The following is an 18891-nucleotide window of genomic DNA, read 5'->3' on the forward strand; positions in this document are numbered from 1 at the left end:
GTCTCACACCGATCGCAGGTACCACGCGTATTCCAGGTCGGTCACTTCGGTGTAGAAGCTGTGCATCTCCTTGAGCTTCTGCTGGCCGTAGATGTGCTGGAAGGACGTGCCGAACTGCTCGCGGATGAACTCGCTGCCCATGAACGCGCCGATGGCCTCGCGCCAGAACGGCGTGCGGATCTCGGTCTGGTCGTAGGCGTTGCCGGTGATCGGTGGGCCGGGATCGAAGCCCTGTTCGATGCCGTGCAGCATGCCGGCCAACACGGCGGCGGTGACCAGGTAGATGTTGGCGTCGGCGCCGGCGATGCGGTGCTCGATCCGGGTGTTGGCTTCGTCGCTGTGCGGGATGCGCATGGCGACGGTGCGGTTGTTGTAGCCCCACACGTCGTTGAGCGGGACGAACGCGTTGAGCACGAAGCGCCGGTAGCTGTTGGCGTGCGGCGCGAACAGCAGGAGGCAATCCTGGTCGCTGCGCTGCAGGCCGCCGATGGCGTGCTTCAGCGCAGCGGCCGGGGCCGTCTGCGGTGAGGCGAAGATGTTGTGGCCGTCGGCATCCAGCACGCTGGCGTGGATATGCATGCCGCTGCCCGCCTGCTCGGCGAACGGCTTGGCCATGAAGCTGGCCATCAGGCCCTGCTGCTGCGCGGCGGCCTTGATCGCACGCTTGAGGTAGATCGCATCGTCGCAGGCGAGCAGGGCATCGTCGCGATGCTTGAGGTTGATCTCGAACTGGCCCGGCGCGTACTCGGCCACGGCGGTATCGGCCGGGATGCGCTGCGCACGGCACGCGGCGGCCACCGCATCGGTGAAGCCGCGGTAGTCGTTCAGGTCTTCCATGTAGTAGACCTGCGTGCTGGTGTTGCGTTGCCCGGTCGCCGGATTGATCGACGTGCGAGGGCGTCCTGCATCGTCCATGCGCTGGTCGAACAGATAGAACTCCAGTTCCACCGCGACCACCGGCTTCAGGCCGCGCGCGGCGTAGCGTGCGAGCACGCGCTTGAGCACTTCGCGCGGGTTGGCCTCGAACATGCCGCCCTTCGCGTCCTCCATGCTCAGCAGCAGCTGCGCGGCCGGGCGCGGCGACCACGGCACGGGCCGCAGCGAGCCCGGTACCGGGCGGCAGATGCGGTCCTCGTCGCCGATGTCGTAACCCAGCCCGGTTTCCTCGACCGTGTTGCCGGTGATGTCGGTGGCGATCAGCGACATCGGCAGGCAGACGCCGTCGCGGTAGACCTTCTCCAGCGCATCGCGGGTGATGCGCTTGCCGCGCAGCAGTCCGTTCATGTCGGGCAGCAGCAGGTCGATCTGCTCGCAGTCGGGGATGGACGCCAGCGTGGCGGCATCGTCGGCGGGCAGGGAAGACGCGTCGGAATCAGGGCGCATGAGGGTCATCCAAGAGGCTGCGGCGCAGCTTAGCAGAGCGTTCGATGCGTCAAGAATACTCAACGCGAAGTTTCCAATGGGCCGCTGAAACGCCCGAATTTGGTGCCGCAGCGCACCATATGGGCGCCAAAAATGTCATCCGAGCCCTTCGTGTTGTAAAAATAAAACGGCCGGGTTAACGTGCCTGCAAGCCATTCCGGGCTTCCTGCATGACCCCGCTGCCGCGGGTCGGTCTGCCGACCGACCACAAGCAAATCGGTGCGCATCCCTTTCTTGCCGTCGGCGAGAAATACGTGCGCGCGGTGGTCGACGGGGCGGGCTGCCTGCCGCTGCTGATCCCGACGCTGGACCCCGTACTGCCGCTGCGCCAGGTGCTCGACAGCCTCGATGGCCTGCTGCTGACCGGCGCCGTCAGCAACATCGAGCCGCACCATTACAGCGACGAATCCAGCTATGAAGGCAACCTGCTGGATCCCCGCCGCGACGCGACCAATCTGCCGCTGATCCCGCTCGCCATCGAGGTGGGGGTGCCCGTGCTGGCGATCTGCCGCGGCTTCCAGGAGGCCAATGTCGCTTTCGGCGGCACGCTGTACCAGAAGGTACACGAGCAGCCAGGCCTCATGGACCATCGCGAAAACAAGGACGATCCCCTGGACGTGCAGTACGGGCCGGCGCACGACATCGCGCTGGTGCCGGGTGGCCTGCTGGCCAAGCTGTCCGGGGTGACGCACGCCAGCGTGAACTCGTTGCACGGCCAGGGTGTGCGTCGGCTGGGCGACGGCCTGGTGGTCGAGGCGAAGGCACCCGACGGCCTGATCGAAGCGTTCCGGCATGACGGCTCCGCCTTCATGCTGGCGGTGCAGTGGCATCCGGAATGGAAGGTGACGGAAAACCCGTTCTATCTCGCGATCTTCCGCGCTTTCGGCGATGCCTGCCGTGCCCGTGCGGCCCGGCGCGGGGCGGTGGCATGAAGCGGCGGCATCCCCCGCCATGGAGAGGGAGCGCACGCCACGACATGGCGGCGTAGCGCGCCGGCGCGCAAGGCGGCCGTTCCTCTCTCCCTTACCGATCGCACCGACACCATGAGCCAGAAGAAGCCGAACCCCCGAAAGAAGCCTGCCGCGCCCGAGCCGGCCGACAGTTCATTGCGCCGCTGGCTGAAGGAACGCAGCATCACTGAGGTCGAGTGCCTGGTGCCGGACATCACCGGCATCGCACGCGGCAAGATCATTCCGGCCGACAAGTTCAGCCACGACTACGGCACGCGCCTGCCGGAAGGCATTTTCGCCACCACCGTCACCGGCGACTATCCGGACGACTATTACGACCTGACGTCGCCGTCGGATTCGGACATGTTCCTGCGGCCGGACCCGGATACCGTGAGGATGGTGCCCTGGGCGACCGACCCCACCGCGCAGGTCATCCACGACTGCCACACCAAGGACGGCAAGCCGCATGACCTGGCGCCGCGCAACGTGTTGCGCCGCGTGCTGGCCGCGTACGAGAAAGAAGGCCTGCGTCCGGTCGTCGCGCCGGAACTGGAATTCTTCCTGGTGCAGAAGAACACCGACCCCGATTTCCCGCTGCTGCCGCCCGCCGGGCGCTCGGGTCGCCCGGAGACCGCACGGCAGTCGTATTCCATCGATGCGGTCAACGAGTTCGACCCGATCCTCGACCTGATGTACGACTACTGCGACGCCATGGAACTGGACGTGGACACGCTGATCCACGAATCCGGCGCCGCCCAGCTCGAGGTGAACTTCACCCATGACGATGCGTTGTCGCGCGCCGACCAGGTGTTCCTGTTCAAGCGCACGATGCGCGAGGCGGCGATGCGCCATGGCGTGTATGCCACCTTCCTGGCCAAGCCGATGGAGAACGAGCCCGGCAGCGCCATGCACATCCACCAGAGCCTGGTGGACGTGAAGACGGGCCGCAATGTGTTCACGGGCAAGACGGAGGGCAAGGGCAGCAAGCTGTTCGGCCATTACCTGGCGGGGCTGCAGAAGTACGTGCCCATGGCGATGGCGTTCTTCGGCCCCAACGTCAATTCGTATCGGCGGCTGGCGCTGGGGCAGGTGGCGCCGATCAACGTGCAGTGGGGGTACGACAACCGTACCTGCGGCCTGCGGGTGCCGATGGACACACCGGAGAACATGCGCGTGGAGAGTCGTTTCGCCGGCTCCGATGCCAATCCCTATCTCGCGATGGCCGCGACGCTGGCCTGCGGCCTGCTGGGCATCCGTGAACAACTCAAGCCGACCGAGCCGCTGGCCAGCAGCGCGCAGGACATCGGCTTCGAACTACCGCGGTCGCTGGGCGAGGCGCTGGACGAACTCGAAGGCTGCAAGCCGCTGCAGGAGCTGATGGGCGCGCGCTTCGTGCGTGCGTACGTATCGGTCAAGCGCAAGGAATACGAGACCTTCTTCCGCGTGATCAGTTCGTGGGAGCGGGAATTCCTGTTGTTGAACGTCTGACTGTTGTTTCCTTCTCCCTCCGGGAGAAGGTGGCGCGAAGCGCCGGATGAGGGTGCGGCGGAATCGGGATGGTTCACCACTGATGATTCCGCCGGACCCTCACCCCAACCCCTCTCTCCCACAGGGACTTCCTTTGGTCGCCGGTGGGAGAGGGGCTCGATATCACGGAGCCCTTATGACCCAACTCGACACCCGCACCCTGCAGAGGCTCGACGCCGAGCACCACCTGCATCCGTTCAACGACAATGCCGCGCTGGCGAAACGGGGCACGCGCATCCTCACCAAGGGCGAGGGCTGCTACGTCTGGGATGCCGACGGCAACAAGCTGCTCGATGCCTTTGCCGGGCTGTGGTGCGTCAACATCGGCTACGGGCGCAAGGAACTGGGCGAGGTGGCATCGAAGCAGATGACGCAGCTGGCCTACTACAACAGCTTCTTCCAGTGCACGACCGAGCCGACCATCGCACTTGCCGCGAAACTGGCGGAGCTGGCGCCTGGCGACCTCAATCACTCCTTCTTCGTCAATTCCGGTTCCGAGGCGAACGACACCATCCTGCGCATGGTCCGCCACTTCTGGGCGGTGCAGGACCAGCCGAAGAAGAACATCTTCATCGGCCGCCACGACGGTTACCACGGCACCACGATGGCCGGCGCCAGCCTCGGTGGCATGAAGGGCATGCACAAGCAGGGTGGCCTGCCGATCCCCGACATCCACCACATCGATCCGCCGTTCTGGTTCGCCGACGGCGGCGACCTGTCCGAGGACGAGTACGGCCTGGTCGCCGCACGCCGGCTGGAGCAGAAGATCCTGGAACTGGGGCCCGAGCGCGTGGCCGCGTTCATCGGCGAACCCATCATGGGCGCGATCGGCGTCTACATCCCGCCGAAGACCTATTGGCCGGAGATCGAACGCATCTGCCGCCAGTACGACGTACTGCTGGTGGCCGACGAGGTGATCTGTGGTTTCGGGCGCACGGGCGAGTGGTTCGGCTCGCAGTATTTCGGTTTCCAGCCCGACATCATGCCGGTGGCCAAGGGCATCACGTCCGGCTACATCCCGCTCGGTGCGGCAATGTTCAACGATCGCGTGGCCAGCGTGCTGAAGGAGCGGGGCGGCGAGCTGGCGCATGGCGCCACCTACTCGGGCCACCCGGTGTGTGCTGCAGTGGCACTCGAGAACATCCGCATCCTGCAGGACGAGAAGATCGTCGAAACCGCGAAGACCGACACCGCGCCCTACCTGGCCCAGCGCTGGGCGGAACTGGGCGATCACCGCTTGGTCGGACAGGCGCGCATCGCCGGCATGGTGGGCGCGCTGGAACTGGTGCCGGACAAGAAGAAGCGCGCCTTCTTCCCCGAGCGGGGCACCGTCGGTCCGCGTTGCCGCGACCACGCGTTGAAGCATGGGCTGATCCTGCGCGCGACCTGGGACGCCATGCTGCTCTCGCCGCCGTTGATCATCACCCGTGCGCAGGTGGACGAACTGTTCGACAAGACGTGGAAGGCGCTCGACGACACCGCGACGGACCTGGGCATGTGAGGCCATCGAAGCGGCCCGTGCGCTGCGTCACGCCCTCGCAGCGCGGGCGTATGATGGTTCCCATCCCCCGTTCCTGTTCCATGGAGACCCCGATGAAGCTCAAAGCCCTCACCGTCATGCTGGCTGCCGCCGTGCTGGCCGCCTGTGGCGGCAAGGATGACAAGGCCGCCGACGGTGCGCCGTCGAAGGTGCTCAATGTCTACAACTGGTCCGACTACATCGCCGAGGACACGATCCCGAACTTCGAGCAGCAGTCGGGCGTCAGGGTCACCTACGACGTGTTCGACAGCGACGAGATTGTCGAGACCAAGCTGCTGGCCGGCAGCAGCGGCTACGACGTGGTGGTGCCGTCGCTGAGCTTCCTGGGTCGCCAGATCCAGGCCGGCGTGTTCCTGCCGCTGGACAAGAGCAGGATCCCGAACCTGAAGAACGTCGACCCCAAGATGCTCGAGCGGATCGCGCTGCAGGATCCGGGCAACCAGTTCGCGGTGCCGTACCTGTGGGGCACCAGTGGCATCGGCTACAACGTCGACAAGATCAAGGCCATCTTCGGCGACACCGCCGTCACCGGCAGCTGGGACGTGGTGTTCAAGCCGGAGAATGCGGCCAAGCTGAAGGACTGCGGGATCACCGTGCTGGATACGCCGTCGGAGCTGATCCCGATCGCGCTGAACTACCTGGGCGAGGATCCGCACAGCTTCGATCCCAAGGTGATCGACAAGGCCGCGGCGCTGCTGAAGTCGATCCGCCCGTACATCCGCAACTTCCACTCGTCCTCGTACATCAACGACCTGGCCAACGGCGATGTCTGCCTGGTGGTGGGCTGGTCCGGCGACATCATCCAGGCGCGTGATCGCGCGGCGGAGTCGGGCAACGGGGTCAACGTGGCGTACTCCATCCCGAAGGAAGGCGCGCCGCAGTGGTTCGACATGCTGGCCATCCCGAAGGATGCGAAGAACGTCGACAGCGCCTACGCCTTCATCAACTACCTGCTGGACCCGAAGGTTGCTGCGGCGAACACCAACTTCGTGACGTATCCCAATCCGGTGCCGTCGTCGAAGCCGATGGTCGACAAGGCGATCTCGGACGATCCGACGATCTACCCGCCCGCCGATGTCGATGCGAAGCTGTTCACCTTCGCGGTCCTGCCGCCGGACGTGGATCGCCAGTACACGCGCATCTGGACGGAGCTGAAGACCGGACGCTGAAATACCACGGGCGCGTGCCGGCAAGGACGCGCCCTTTGTCATCGTGGCATCGCCCGTGAAAGCCGGCGACGCCACAGGGAGGGGGTAGGGGAGCGGGACGGCACGGAACACGCCATTGCAATGACAGCACGCCCGCGGCGGCCCAGGCCGGTCCGGGACCACATCAAGCCGCCCTCGCGGGCCGAATGGAGAGAGATTGATGAAACTGCGCGTACTGGCAACCACCCTGGCCCTCTGTACCCTTGCCGCTTGCGGCGGAAAATCCGGCAGCGACGGCGGCGCCGACACCGGCGGCGCCAAGCAGGTCAACGTCTACAACTGGTCCGACTACATCGCCGAGGACACCATCCCCAACTTCGAGAAGGCCACCGGCATCAAGGTGACCTACGACGTGTTCGACAGCAACGAAGTACTGGAAACCAAGCTGTTGGCGGGCAGCAGCGGCTACGACGTGGTGGTGCCGACGATGAACTTCCTCGGGCGGCAGATCCAGGCCGGCGTATTCCTGCCGCTGGACAAGAGCAAGATCCCCAACTACGCCAACCTAGACCCGGCCATCATGAAGCGGCTGGAGAACCAGGACCCCGGCAACCAGTACGCCATCCCCTACATGTGGGGCACCACCGGCATCGGCTACAACGTCGACAAGGTCAAGGCCGCGTTCGGCAGCACCGATGTCGCCAACAGCCTGGACATCGTCTTCAAGCCGGAGAACATCAGCAAGCTGAAGGATTGCGGCGTGACCTTCCTCGACACGCCGTCGGAAATCATCCCGATCGCCCTGAACTACCTGGGCGAGGACCCGAACAGCCAGGATCCTGCGGTGATCGACAAGGCCGCCGCACTGCTGAAGACCATCCGCCCGTACATCACCAACTTCCATTCCTCGCAGTACATCGATGCCATGGCCAACGGCGACACCTGCCTGGTCGTCGGCTGGTCGGGCGACATCATCCAGGCGCGCGATCGCGCGGTGGAAGCCAAGAACGGCGTCAACATCGCGTATGCGATCCCGAAGGAAGGCGCACCGCAATGGTTCGACATGCTTGCCATCCCGAAGGACGCCAAGCACGTCGACGAGGCCTACGCCTTCATCAACAACCTGCTCGACCCGCAGGTGATGGCCAACAACTCCAACTTCATCAGCTATCCGAATGCCATCCCGAAGGCGAAGGCGCTGATGGACACGTCGATCACCGGCGATCCCACGATCTACCCGACGCCGGACGTCGAAGCGAAGCTGTTCACCTTCGCGATCATCACGCCCGAGGTCGATCGCCAGTACACGCGGATCTGGACGGAACTGAAGACCGGCAAGTAAACGCCTTGGCCGGGACGGACACACGCCGTCCCGGCCTTGCGTGATCGCTCATACCCACATCCATGCCGGTGCCCAGGCAGCCCGGCGACCAGGGGATCTCCATGGCGGCAGAACAGGGCAACGGCGCGGCACAGAACGGCAAGGCGAACGCGCAGGAGTACCTGCGCATCGTCGACGTCCGCAAGGAGTTCGACGGCTTCGTCGCGGTCGACGACACCAACCTGACCATCCGCAAGGGCGAGATCTTCGCGCTGCTGGGGGGCTCGGGTAGTGGCAAATCGACGCTGCTCCGCTGCCTGGCCGGGTTCGAGAAGCCGACCTCCGGCAAGATCTTCCTGGACGGCCAGTTGCTCAACGACCTGCCGCCCTACGAGCGGCCGCTCAACATGATGTTCCAGTCCTACGCGCTGTTCCCGCACATGACGGTGGAGCAGAACATCGCCTTCGGCCTGAAGCAGGACGGCCTGTCCAGGGAGGCGATCAAGAAGCGCGTCGAGGAGATGCTGGCGCTGGTGCAGCTGGGCAAGCTGGCCAAGCGCAAGCCGCACCAGCTCTCCGGCGGCCAGCAGCAGCGCGTGGCACTGGCGCGGTCGCTGGCGAAAGGACCTAAGCTGCTGCTGCTGGACGAACCGATGGGCGCGCTGGACAAGAAGCTGCGCTCGCAGATGCAACTGGAGCTGGTCAGCATCATCGAGAAGTCGGGCGTGACCTGCGTGATGGTCACCCACGACCAGGAAGAGGCGATGACCATGGCCACCCGCATCGCGCTGATGGACCAGGGCTGGATCCGCCAGGTCGGCACGCCGGACGAGATCTATGAGCAGCCGACCAGCCGTTTCGCCGCCGAGTTCATCGGCTCCGTCAACCTGATCGAAGGCGCGGTGGAGGAGGACGAAGCGAACTACGTCACCATCCGCTCGCCGCAGTTGCCCGATCCGATCTACATCGGTCACGGCATCTCGGGCTTCGAAGGGCAGGAGGTCGGGTTCGCGGTGCGGCCGGAAAAGCTTGGGATCGGCAAGCAGGAGCCGCCGCAGCCGCACAACAAGGCCAAGGGCGTGATCGAGGACATCGCGTACTTCGGCAGCCATTCGGTCTACCACGTACGCCTGCCGAGCGGGTACAAGTTCATGGCCAATTTCGCCAACGTGCAGCGCTGGGCCAGCGAAGGCCTCACCTGGAACGATGAAGTCTGGGTATGGTGGGGCGACAACGATGGCGTGGTGCTGACGTCATGAACCTTCTCCGCTCCCTTGGCAAGCGCCTGCCGGGGCCACGCTGGGGCGTGATCTCGGTGCCCTACGTCTGGCTGCTGCTGTTCTTCGCCATTCCCTTCCTGATCGTGCTGAAGATCTCGTTCGCCAAGCTGGCGATCGCGATGCCGCCCTATACGCCCATCCTCGAGTACATCGACGAGGCGCTAACGCTCAAGCTCAACCTGGGCAATTACGCGGCACTGTTCACCGATTCCCAGTACGTGGCCGCCTACCTCAGCTCGATCAAGATCGCGGCCATCTCGACCTTCCTCGCGCTGCTGGTCGCGTACCCGATCGCCTATGTCATCGCCCGCATGCCCCCCTCGTCGCGCAACATCGCGATGATGCTGGTGGTGCTGCCGTCGTGGACGTCGTTCCTCATCCGCGTCTACGCGTGGATCGGCATCCTCAAGAACAACGGCCTGCTCAACAACCTGCTGATGAAGATCGGCCTGATCGACGAACCGCTGCAGATCCTGTACACGCCGATGGCGGCGTACATCGGCATCGTCTATTGCTACCTGCCCTTCATGGTGCTGCCGCTGTACACCAACCTGGTGAAGCATGACCACCGCCTGCTCGAGGCCGCCTACGACCTCGGCGCCAAACCGTGGAAGGCGTTCTTCACCATCACCCTGCCGCTGTCGAAGGCCGGCATCATCGCCGGCTGCATGCTGGTGATGATCCCGGCGGTCGGCGAGTTCGTCATCCCCGAACTGCTCGGTGGCCCGGACACGCTGATGATCGGCCGCGTGCTGTGGGGCGAGTTCTTCAACAACCGCGACTGGCCGGCGGCGTCGGCGGTGGCCATCGTCATGCTGATCCTGCTGCTGATCCCCATCCTGATCTTCAACCGGGTGCAGCAGCGCGAGATGGAAGGGAGGCTGACATGAGCCGCACCGGACACCGCGCGGTCAACTGGACGATCCTGGGGCTCGGCTTCGCCTTCCTCTACGTGCCGGTCATCATCCTGATGGTGTATTCCTTCAACGAGTCGCGCCTGGCCACGGTGTGGTCCGGATTCTCGTTGAAGTGGTACGCCGAGCTGTTCCGCGATACGCAGATGCTGCAGGCGGCATGGATCAGCATCAAGGTCGCGTTCTGGACGGCGACGGCGGCCGTGGTGCTCGGCACGATGGCGGCCCTGGTGATGACGCGCATGCGCCGCTTCCCGGGCAAGACGCTGTTCGGCGCGTTGATCACCGCGCCGCTGGTGATGCCGGAAGTGATCATCGGCCTGTCGATCCTGCTGATGTTCGTTTCGCTCGGCCAGGTGGTGGGGCTGCAACCGCGTGGCATCCTGTCGATCTGGATCGCGCACGTGACCTTCACCTTGGCCTTCGTCACCGTGGTGGTGTCTTCGCGACTGTCGGAGCTGGACAAGTCGCTGGAAGAAGCCGCCATGGACCTGGGCGCGAACCGCATCAAGGTGTTCTTCCTCATCACGCTGCCGATCATCGCGCCGGCGCTGGTGTCGGGCTGGCTGCTGGCATTCACGTTGTCGCTGGACGACGTGGTGATCGCCAGTTTCGTCGCCGGACCCAGTTCGACCACGCTGCCGATGAAGGTGTTCTCGTCCGTGCGCATGGGCCTGAGTCCGAAGATCAATGCGCTCGCGACGCTGATGATCCTGGTGGTCAGCGTGGCCGCGTTCCTGGGCTGGTGGTTCATGGCCCGGGAAGAGAAGCGTCGCCAACGCGACATGCAACTGGCGCTGCAGGACAACGGGTAGCACCCTGGCGGTCACGCACCTCCGTCATCCAGGCCTACCCGCAGGAGCTCCCCCGGGCGCTCCTGCAAGGCAACGACGATCCGCTAACACATGCCGTCCGAAAATCCGGGCCGGGCAAGAGAATCTCCATGACCATCGAAACCACCAATCCCGCGACCGGCAAGGTCGAGTATCGCCACGAACTGATGACACCCGCGCAGGTCGACGCTGTACTGGCGGCGTCGGTAAAGGCATTTCCCGCGTGGTCCGCGCTGTCGTTGGCCGAACGCGGCACGGTGTTGCGTGCGATAGGCGCCGAGTTGCGCCGGCGTCGCGAGGATATCCAGCGCACGATCACGGCCGAGATGGGCAAGCTGCGCAAGGAGGCCCTGGCCGAGGTCGACAAGTGCGCAGGTGCCTGCGATTACTACGCCGACCACGCCGCCGATTACCTGCAGGACCAGCCGGTCGCCACCGATGGCCAGCGCAGCTACGTGCGCTATGAGCCGATCGGCTGCGTACTGGCCGTGATGCCGTGGAACTTCCCCCTCTGGCAGGTGTTCCGGTTCCTGGCGCCGGCCTTCATGGCGGGCAACGTCGCCGTGCTGAAGCATGCGAGCAACGTGCCGCGTTGCGCCGACGTGATCGGGGAGGTGGTGGCTGCGGCGGGCCTGCCGGAAGGTGTGTTCGGCGTGCTGCACATCGACAACGATCAGGCGGCCGAGGTCATCCGTGATGCACGGGTGGCGGCGGTGACCCTGACCGGCAGCGAACGTGCCGGCCGTTCCGTCGCCGCCAACGCCGGCGGCCAGCTCAAGAAGAGCGTCATGGAGCTGGGCGGCAGCGACGCCTTCATCGTGCTGGACGATGCCGACCTCGACAAGACCGTCGCCGGCGCCGTGGCGTCGCGCTTCGGCAACGCCGGGCAGACCTGCATCGCTGCGAAGCGGTTCATCGTGCAGGACGCCATCGCCGATGCGTTCGTGAAGCGTTTCGTGGAAGCGGCGGCAAAGCTGCAGCTCGGCGATCCGCAGGACGAGGCGACTACGCTCGCTCCCATGGCGCGCCAGGACCTGCGCGACGAGCTGCACAAGCAGGTGCAGGCCAGCGTTTCCAAAGGGGCCAAGGTGCTGCTGGGCGCGGAACCCGATGCGTCGCATGCCGGGTATCCGGCGTCGATCCTGGATGCGGTCGCGCCGGGCATGCCGGCCTATGACGAGGAACTGTTCGGCCCCGTCGCCAGCATCCTGCGTGTGAAGGACGATGCCGAGGCCGTGCGCGTGGCCAACGACACCACGTTCGGACTGGGCGGCAGCGTGTGGACGAAGGACGTCGAGCGCGGCAACCGCATCGCGCGCGAGTTGCAGGTCGGTGCGGCCTTCGTCAACGCGATCGTGCGCAGCGACGTGCGCCTGCCGTTCGGCGGCACGAAGCGGTCCGGCTTCGGTCGCGAGCTGGCCGAGCACGGCATCCACGAGTTCATGAACATCAAGTCGGTCTATATCGCCTGACCTGCGATGGCATCGAAGAGCCGGGCATGCCCGGCTCCGTGATGATGGGTCAGGAAGGAAGGCAGCGGAGCAGGCTCCGCCCTACGGTGTCCATGGGTGGAACGGATGGTTACGGCAGGCGCCGTTCCTAAGCCGACATGCCGGCGCCATCTTGTCGGCAGTTGAATTGGAGGCGCCATGAGTACCCTGACCGATACCACGCCCGCCCGCGTGATCCGCACGATCCGCGGCCGCCCCACGTCCGATGGCGCTGGCGTCAAGCTGACGCGCGTGATCGGCGGGCCCGACCTGCCGGATCTCGACCCCTTCCTGTTGCTGGACGAGTTCGGCACCGACAAGGCCGAGGACTACCTTGCCGGCTTCCCGGAGCATCCGCACCGCGGCTTCGAGACCGTCACCTACATGCTCGATGGCCGCATGCGCCATCGCGACAACCACGGCAACGAAGGCCTGCTGACGCCCGGTGCCGTGCAGTGGATGACGGCCGGTCGCGGCCTGGTGCATTCGGAGATGCCCGAGCAGGAATCCGGCCGCATGCGCGGCTTCCAGCTGTGGGTGAACCTGCCGGCGCGCGAGAAGATGACGGCGCCGAAGTACCAGGAGTTCGCGCCGGAGAAGATTCCGGTCGCGCATCCGGCCAACGGCATCGAGGTGAAGGTGATCGCCGGCAGTGTCGGCGACACGCGGGGCCCTATTTCCCAACCGGCCACCGACCCGGTGTACCTCGACATCGCACTGCAGCCCGGACGTGCCTGGGACTACACGCTGCCCGTCGGCCACAACGCGTTCGCCTACGTGTTCGAGGGCGCGGTGACGGTGGGCGAGGGCGAAGAAGCGCGTGCGCTGGACACCCATGAAATGGGGGTGCTGGGCGGTGGCGATACGCTGCAGGTGCGTGCGGGCAACCAGCCGGCGCGGTTGATCCTGGTGGCGGGGCGTCCGTTGCGCGAGCCGGTGATGCGCCACGGCCCGTTCGTCATGAACACCCGGCAGGAACTGATGCAGGCGTTCGTGGATTTCCAGGAAGGCCGCTTCTGAACCCTGCAGGGCGGGACCACGTCCCGCCCCGCGACCATCAGTTGCCGGCGGACAGCTGCGCGCTGGTGGCGCGCACGTCCAGTTGCTGCGCCAGCGAAATCAGGCTGCCGAGCTCTTCGGGCGAGTTGGCGTTGATCCAGACCTGCGCGTAGCGGTCGTTGTCCAGCTCGACGACGGTGATGCGGCGCGAGGCCATCGCGGGCGAGGTTTCCTGGCCGGCCAGATCGGGTCGGTACCAGAAGATCTCCTCGCCGGAGAACGCGCTTTCCTCCTCACGCAGTCGCCGTTCCAGGCGGATCCGCGGATCGCGCGAGGTGAGCATGACGTTCAGCACCTCGCGCCCGTCGGCGGCGACCGCCTTGCAGGCGATGAAGGTGGCATCCACGCGTTGTTGCCATTCCAGGCCCGCGTTCGCGGGCAGGGTGGGGCACGGCGGCGCTGTCTGCGCCCACGCAGCGGCGGAAAACAGGAAAAGGAAGGCAGCGATCATGGTCTTCATGCAAATCCCCTGGGGTGCGACACCCCGGACTACGGCGGTACGAATGTCCGCGCACCGTGGCGGGCCGTCACGGCCCTCCGTCATCCCCTGGCATGCCACGTTGGCGGCTGCCGCTTTCCCCCGGCAGTCGACCCGACCATAGCCCATGCTGCGTCGCAAAACAACGCGAGGGCGCGGGAACGGCGATCCCGGTCACCGCCATGCCGTCGCCGTGCCCGGCATCCACCGGGCACGGCGCGCAAGAATCAGTCGCGGTCGCGACCCAACCAACCATAGAGCATTCCGCCGATCAGGCCGCCGAGGATCGGCGCCAGCCAGAACAGCCACAGCTGGCCCACGGCAGCCGGCCCTGCGAACAGCGCGACGGCGGTCGACCGCGCCGGATTCACCGAGGTATTGGTCACCGGAATGCTGATCAGGTGGATCAGGGTCAGGGCCAGGCCGATGGCGATCGGCGCGAAACCCACCGGCGCGCGGCCGTGGGTGGAACCCATGATGACGACCAGGAAGAACGCCGTCAGCACGACTTCCGTCAGGAAGCCGGCCGCTACCGAATACCCCCCGGGCGACATGGCGCCGTAGCCGTTGCTGGCGAAAGCGCCTGCCGCGTTCGGATCCACTGCGAAAGCGGGGTTGCCCGAGGCGATCTGCCAGAGGATGAAGCCCGCCGCGAGACCGCCCACCACCTGGGCGACGATGTAGGGCAGCAGGTCGCGCGCCGGGAAGCGCCCGCCGGCCCAGAGGCCGATACTGACCGCCGGATTGAAATGGCCACCCGAGATATGGCCGAACGCGTAGGCCCCGGTGAGGACCGTCAGGCCGAACGCGAGCGACACGCCCAGCAGTCCGATGCCCAGGGGATTGCCGTCGCCGCCGAAGTTGGCCGCCAGCACTGCGCTGCCGCAGCCGCCCAACACAAGCCAGAACGTGCCCAGGAACTCTGCCGCGAGCCTCTTCGCCATACTCATGTCAGCTCCCCTCACTGTGATCGTGCGCCCCGTCACATGACGGTGCGCGCACGATAGCGGAAGCCCCTCGCCGTACGTGTTTGCTTTGCGTTACGCCGCAGGCATTCAAACGCCAATGAAGTTCGTGTCACATTCTGGCGGCGAGGCCGCCGATCATCGTTCGGGCAGCGGGATGAATTCGGTTTCGCCGGGGACGTGGCCGAAGCGGCCTTCCAGCCAGTCCTGCTTGGCCTGTTCGATGCGCTCCCTGGAACTCGACACGAAGTTCCACCACAGGTGGCGCGGTGCATCCAGCGGCTCGCCGCCCAGCAACATGGCCTTCACGGGTGTCCTGGCGCGCAGCACGGCCCGGCTGCCGCGATCGAACACCACCAGGTGCTTCTCCGGGATATCCGCACCGTCCACCTGCGCCTGGCCTTCGAGTACGTAGAGCGCGCGCTCCACATGCCCGCCGTCGATGTCCAGCTCGGCATCCGGCTGCAGGTCCACGGCGACGTTGAAGGTGCCGCTGAACACCTTCACCGGCGACTCTTCGCCATACGCGCGACCGGCGATGACGCGCAGCCGGGCACCGCCTCGCTCGATCCACGGCAGGGTCGCCGCCGTATGGTGGTGGAATTCGGGTGCGACTTCTTCCGCCGACGTCGGCAGCGCCACCCAGGTCTGCATGCCGTGCACGTCATGGCGTCCGGCACGCACGTCTCCCGGCGTGCGTTCGGAGTGGGCGATGCCGCGGCCGGCGGTCATCCAGTTGACGTCGCCGGGCGTGATCACCTGCTCGGACCCCAGCGTGTCGCGGTGGTGGATCGCGCCGGACCAGAGGTAGGTCACCGTGGCCAGGCCGATGTGGGGGTGAGGCCTCACGTCGATGCCGCGGCCGGGCTCGAACACCGCCGGCCCCATGTGGTCGACGAAGACGAACGGGCCCACGCTGCGGGCCTGGAGGCTGGGCACGGCGCGCCGGACGTTGAAACCGTCGCCGAGGTCGTGCACGCGGGGCGCGATGATCGTGGTCATGGGCAGGTCCTCCGGGAGAGGGACGAAGCATCGCACGGCGCCTCGGCCATGCCTGCAACAGCACGGAAACGGATCGTTGCGCGCCGGATCAGCCGCGCCGCGACGCCAGCCGGTCCGCCAGCCGCGTCGGTTCCGGCAAGCGGTAGCCGCGGAGCGTTCGCAGCACCCAGTCCAGCGCGCCCTGCATCGAGACGCGATGCCCCGGCGAGACGATCAGCGGGTTGCAGCGCGGCTTGCTGCGCAGGACCCAGCCGATGTGGTCGCCGCGATGGAGCAGTGGCGTGCGTTCGCCGGCAAGGGCGCCCGGTGCTTCGTGTTGACCGCAGAGGACGTTCTTGGCGACGCCGACGGCAGGCAGGCCGGTGACCACGCCAAAATGCGCGGCGATCCCCAGGCGACGCGGATGCGCGATGCCCTGGCCATCGACGAAGGCGAGGTCCGGCACGTGCGGCAGCCGGCCGAGCGCAGCGACCAGCGCCGGCAGCTCGCGGAAACTCAGCAGGCCCGGCACGTAGGGCATCGACGTGGGAAGGCGGACCACTCCATGGCGGTGGGCTGCAGCGTGCCGGCGTCCAGCAGCACGGCGGCGGCGCGGGTCGTGGCGCCGTCATCCTCGAATCCGACATCGAAGCCGCCGAGCCACCGCGGGACCTCCGGCACGTCGTCGCGCAGCACGACATCCGCCGCCAGTTGCGCCTGCACACGCCGCGCATCCGCGACGCTGCCGTCCCAGTCGCCGAATACGGGGTTCATCGTGGCGGCGCGGTGCCGTAACGCTGCACGTCCAGGGTCGCGACGCCGTCGGCGCCGATGCGCACGATGGACATGCGGTCGTATTCGCCATCGTCCATCGGTGCGGTCGCACACGCGCAGAGCGCGGCGACCAGGTCCGGCACCGTGTTGCTGTGGCCGACCACGAGCACCGTGCCGGCACGGTGCGCCTGCCGCCACTGCCCCGCGATCTCTGTCGCCGGACCGCGCGCGTAATACGCCGCGACCGGCAGCCGGTGCGCCGTGGCGGTGGGCTGTGCCGTCTGCCGGGTGCGGCGGAACTCGGTGGCGTACACGGCGACCAGCGGCTCGTCGCTCAGGCGACTGGCCAGTGCATCGGCACGGATCCGGCCGGCGGCGGAGAGGCTCGGGTCCTCGGGATCGTCCGTCGCCTTCTCGGCATGTCGGACCACCACGAACGTCAGCGGTGCGGCCATGTCGCGGGGAGCGCGGGTCACGCAGCCGGCGGCCAACGACGCCAGCAGGACCAGGAGGGGAGTGCGTAACCGTTGCGGCAGGCGCATGGCGATCCTCGGTGAAGGCAGGTGGCGAGCGTGCAGCGGCGGATCGGCCGGCGCAAGCGGCGCCATCACGGCGCTGCCGCTACGATAGGACCGTGTCCGTGAAGAGGGGGAGACCATGCGCAAGTGGCTGCGTCGGCTGGCCATCGCCATCGTCCTGCTGCTGGCGGCGTCCGCGGTGGCGCTGTACAGCTATGGGCGGTTCGCCGAAGGCGCGCGCGGGCCGGCATCGCATGCATTGCCGACGGCGGCCGATGCCACTGCGCTCGACCGCGCGATCGCGCCGATGCTGCGCGAGCGCGGCCGCCAAAGCGGCATGGCGCTACTGTCGGACAACCTGGATGCCTTCACCGTGCGTGCGGCCACGGCACGTGCCGCCGGCCGCAGCCTGGACCTGCAGTACTACATCTGGAACCACGACTTCACCGGCAACCTGCTGGGGTACGAGGTGCTGCGCGCCGCCGACCGCGGCGTGCGCGTGCGCCTGTTGCTGGACGACATGACGGCGCACGGCAAGGACTCTCACCTGGCCGCATTGGACGCGCACGCGAACATCGAAGTGCGCCTGTTCAATCCCTCGCGCAGCCGTGCGGGCGTGCTGGGACGTGCGACCGAGATGCTGCTGCGGCCGATGGCGATGAACCGCCGCATGCACAACAAGGCGTGGATCGCCGACGGCCGCGTGGCGGTGGTGGGCGGACGCAACGTGGGCGACGAATACTTCGACGCGGCTGCGCAGACCAACTTCCTCGACCTCGATGCCGTCCTGCTGGGCCCGGCAGTGAAGCAGACCTCCGCCATCTTCGATGATTTCTGGAACAGCGCGTCGGTCATCCCGCTCTCCGCCCTTACCCGGGCCGAGGACGGCGCGCTGGATCGCCTGCGCGAGAACGGCGATGCCGGTTACCGGTCGCCACAGGCGACGGACTATGTCGCGCGACTGCGCAGCACGCCCGGCATGCGCGCGCTGGTGGGCGGCAACACGCTGCACTGGCTCGACCAGGTGGGCGTGTACTCGGATCCGGCGTCCAAGGGACAGGGCGAGGGGCAGGGGTCGTGGCTCGTGCACCGGCTGGGCCGGGCGATGAACGAAGCCCGGCGCGAACTGCGGGTGATCTCGCCCTATTTCGTGCCGGGCGAGGAAGGCACGCGCTGGCTGGTGGGCAAGCGCGCCGAGGGCGTGGACGTCAGCGTCCTGACCAACTCGCTGGCCGCGAACGACGTGATGGCGGTGCATGGCGGGTACGCGCCGTACCGTATTCCGCTGCTGGAGGGGGGCGTGACGCTGTTCGAACTGATGCCTCACGGCCACCAGGACAGCAGCCTGTTCGGCTCGAGCGGCGCCAGCCTGCACACCAAGGCGTTCGCGGTGGACGGGGAGGGAGGATTCATCGGTTCGTTCAACCTCGATCCGCGCTCGGTGAATCTCAACACCGAGATGGGCGTACTGTTCCGCGACCGCAACGCGGCCACCGCGCTCGTGCGCAGCTATGAGACGAAGATCGCCCCCGACATGAGTTACCGCGTGCAGCTGCACGACGGTGCGCTGCGCTGGGAGGACGCCTCGCAGCAGCCTCCGCGCATCTGGGACCGGGAGCCCGAGGCCAGCGTCTGGCGACGGTGGACCGCACATGCCATCGGGTGGCTGCCGGTGGAATCCCAACTGTAGC

The 18891-nt window shown here is 66.6% G+C and carries 16 protein-coding genes and 1 pseudogene; 11 read left to right on the forward strand and 6 right to left on the reverse strand.

From position 1 onward, the window contains the following. Positions 1 to 3: 3 nt before the first annotated feature. Positions 4 to 1383, reverse strand: coding sequence for a glutamine synthetase family protein (locus Q0907_RS03535; protein WP_299341556.1), 1380 nt, complete (start codon positions 1381 to 1383; stop codon positions 4 to 6). Between the two features lie 209 nt (positions 1384 to 1592). On the opposite strand from Q0907_RS03535, the gene Q0907_RS03540 reads away from it, so the two are divergent. From Q0907_RS03540 to Q0907_RS03585, 10 genes are all read left to right on the forward strand, one after another. Continuing rightward, positions 1593 to 2354 carry a gamma-glutamyl-gamma-aminobutyrate hydrolase family protein gene (locus tag Q0907_RS03540; RefSeq protein ID WP_299341559.1) on the forward strand — a complete coding sequence of 254 codons (762 nt, stop codon included), beginning with the start codon at positions 1593 to 1595 and terminating at the stop codon, positions 2352 to 2354. Positions 2355 to 2465: 111 nt separating this feature from the next. Then, positions 2466 to 3860: a glutamine synthetase family protein gene (locus Q0907_RS03545; protein ID WP_296279984.1), complete on the forward strand. Its 1395-nt coding sequence runs from the start codon at positions 2466 to 2468 to the stop codon at positions 3858 to 3860. A 175-nt stretch (positions 3861 to 4035) separates the two neighbouring features. Beyond that, positions 4036 to 5400 (forward strand): aspartate aminotransferase family protein, encoded by a 1365-nt coding sequence (locus tag Q0907_RS03550; protein ID WP_299341562.1) that lies wholly within the window; start codon positions 4036 to 4038, stop codon positions 5398 to 5400. Positions 5401 to 5492: 92 nt separating this feature from the next. Continuing rightward, a complete protein-coding gene (locus tag Q0907_RS03555; RefSeq protein ID WP_299341565.1) occupies positions 5493 to 6608 on the forward strand; it encodes a polyamine ABC transporter substrate-binding protein in 1116 nt (371 codons plus the stop codon). Between the two features lie 199 nt (positions 6609 to 6807). After that, positions 6808 to 7929, forward strand: coding sequence for a polyamine ABC transporter substrate-binding protein (locus Q0907_RS03560; RefSeq protein ID WP_296279990.1), 1122 nt, complete (start codon positions 6808 to 6810; stop codon positions 7927 to 7929). A 101-nt stretch (positions 7930 to 8030) separates the two neighbouring features. Further along, entirely contained in the window at positions 8031 to 9167 is a 1137-nt protein-coding gene (potA, locus tag Q0907_RS03565; RefSeq protein ID WP_299341568.1) for a polyamine ABC transporter ATP-binding protein, read from the forward strand. Next, the gene (locus Q0907_RS03570) at positions 9164 to 10078 is read left to right on the forward strand and encodes an ABC transporter permease subunit (RefSeq protein ID WP_296279993.1); all 915 of its coding nucleotides are present in this window, start codon (positions 9164 to 9166) and stop codon (positions 10076 to 10078) included. Before potA ends, Q0907_RS03570 begins: the two co-directional genes overlap by 4 nt. After that, entirely contained in the window at positions 10075 to 10917 is an 843-nt protein-coding gene (locus tag Q0907_RS03575; RefSeq protein WP_299341570.1) for an ABC transporter permease subunit, read from the forward strand. Before Q0907_RS03570 ends, Q0907_RS03575 begins: the two co-directional genes overlap by 4 nt. 128 nt (positions 10918 to 11045) lie before the next feature. After that, positions 11046 to 12407 (forward strand): NAD-dependent succinate-semialdehyde dehydrogenase, encoded by a 1362-nt coding sequence (locus tag Q0907_RS03580; protein WP_299341573.1) that lies wholly within the window; start codon positions 11046 to 11048, stop codon positions 12405 to 12407. A gap of 177 nt (positions 12408 to 12584) precedes the next feature. Further along, the gene (locus tag Q0907_RS03585; protein WP_299341575.1) at positions 12585 to 13445 is read left to right on the forward strand and encodes a pirin family protein; all 861 of its coding nucleotides are present in this window, start codon (positions 12585 to 12587) and stop codon (positions 13443 to 13445) included. A gap of 37 nt (positions 13446 to 13482) precedes the next feature. Here Q0907_RS03585 and Q0907_RS03590 read toward each other — a convergent pair whose 3' ends face one another. From Q0907_RS03590 to Q0907_RS03610, 5 genes and pseudogenes are all read right to left on the reverse strand, one after another. Next, positions 13483 to 13944 carry a hypothetical protein gene (locus tag Q0907_RS03590; protein ID WP_296279997.1) on the reverse strand — a complete coding sequence of 154 codons (462 nt, stop codon included), beginning with the start codon at positions 13942 to 13944 and terminating at the stop codon, positions 13483 to 13485. Between the two features lie 245 nt (positions 13945 to 14189). Beyond that, positions 14190 to 14912 (reverse strand): aquaporin Z, encoded by a 723-nt coding sequence (aqpZ, locus tag Q0907_RS03595; protein WP_296279998.1) that lies wholly within the window; start codon positions 14910 to 14912, stop codon positions 14190 to 14192. Positions 14913 to 15065: 153 nt separating this feature from the next. Continuing rightward, the gene (locus Q0907_RS03600; protein WP_299341578.1) at positions 15066 to 15929 is read right to left on the reverse strand and encodes a pirin family protein; all 864 of its coding nucleotides are present in this window, start codon (positions 15927 to 15929) and stop codon (positions 15066 to 15068) included. Positions 15930 to 16017: 88 nt separating this feature from the next. Then, positions 16018 to 16682 (reverse strand): annotated as a pseudogene (nfi, locus tag Q0907_RS03605) (deoxyribonuclease V). Continuing rightward, positions 16679 to 17224: a histidine phosphatase family protein gene (locus tag Q0907_RS03610; RefSeq protein ID WP_299341581.1), complete on the reverse strand. Its 546-nt coding sequence runs from the start codon at positions 17222 to 17224 to the stop codon at positions 16679 to 16681. Before Q0907_RS03610 ends, nfi begins: the two are co-directional and overlap by 4 nt. 115 nt (positions 17225 to 17339) lie before the next feature. Here Q0907_RS03610 and Q0907_RS03615 point away from each other — a divergent pair, with 115 nt between their 5' ends. Further along, positions 17340 to 18890 (forward strand): phospholipase D family protein, encoded by a 1551-nt coding sequence (locus tag Q0907_RS03615; protein ID WP_299341583.1) that lies wholly within the window; start codon positions 17340 to 17342, stop codon positions 18888 to 18890. Position 18891 lies beyond the last annotated feature (1 nt).

Origin of the sequence: uncultured Pseudoxanthomonas sp. (genome assembly GCF_947498795.1) — a bacterium.
GTDB lineage: Bacteria > Pseudomonadota > Gammaproteobacteria > Xanthomonadales > Xanthomonadaceae > Pseudoxanthomonas_A.

Bases quoted from the DNA above. Each gene is read 5' to 3' on its own strand.
- Q0907_RS03535 (WP_299341556.1), bottom strand. From the start codon at position 1,383: ATGCGCCCTGATTCCGACGCGTCTTCCCTGCCCGCCGACGATGCCGCC.
- Q0907_RS03540 (WP_299341559.1), top strand. From the start codon at position 1,593: ATGACCCCGCTGCCGCGGGTCGGTCTGCCGACCGACCACAAGCAAATC.
- Q0907_RS03545 (WP_296279984.1), top strand. From the start codon at position 2,466: ATGAGCCAGAAGAAGCCGAACCCCCGAAAGAAGCCTGCCGCGCCCGAG.
- Q0907_RS03550 (WP_299341562.1), top strand. From the start codon at position 4,036: ATGACCCAACTCGACACCCGCACCCTGCAGAGGCTCGACGCCGAGCAC.
- Q0907_RS03555 (WP_299341565.1), top strand. From the start codon at position 5,493: ATGAAGCTCAAAGCCCTCACCGTCATGCTGGCTGCCGCCGTGCTGGCC.
- Q0907_RS03560 (WP_296279990.1), top strand. From the start codon at position 6,808: ATGAAACTGCGCGTACTGGCAACCACCCTGGCCCTCTGTACCCTTGCC.
- potA (WP_299341568.1), top strand. From the start codon at position 8,031: ATGGCGGCAGAACAGGGCAACGGCGCGGCACAGAACGGCAAGGCGAAC.
- Q0907_RS03570 (WP_296279993.1), top strand. From the start codon at position 9,164: ATGAACCTTCTCCGCTCCCTTGGCAAGCGCCTGCCGGGGCCACGCTGG.
- Q0907_RS03575 (WP_299341570.1), top strand. From the start codon at position 10,075: ATGAGCCGCACCGGACACCGCGCGGTCAACTGGACGATCCTGGGGCTC.
- Q0907_RS03580 (WP_299341573.1), top strand. From the start codon at position 11,046: ATGACCATCGAAACCACCAATCCCGCGACCGGCAAGGTCGAGTATCGC.
- Q0907_RS03585 (WP_299341575.1), top strand. From the start codon at position 12,585: ATGAGTACCCTGACCGATACCACGCCCGCCCGCGTGATCCGCACGATC.
- Q0907_RS03590 (WP_296279997.1), bottom strand. From the start codon at position 13,944: ATGAAGACCATGATCGCTGCCTTCCTTTTCCTGTTTTCCGCCGCTGCG.
- aqpZ (WP_296279998.1), bottom strand. From the start codon at position 14,912: ATGAGTATGGCGAAGAGGCTCGCGGCAGAGTTCCTGGGCACGTTCTGG.
- Q0907_RS03600 (WP_299341578.1), bottom strand. From the start codon at position 15,929: ATGACCACGATCATCGCGCCCCGCGTGCACGACCTCGGCGACGGTTTC.
- Q0907_RS03610 (WP_299341581.1), bottom strand. From the start codon at position 17,224: ATGCGCCTGCCGCAACGGTTACGCACTCCCCTCCTGGTCCTGCTGGCG.
- Q0907_RS03615 (WP_299341583.1), top strand. From the start codon at position 17,340: ATGCGCAAGTGGCTGCGTCGGCTGGCCATCGCCATCGTCCTGCTGCTG.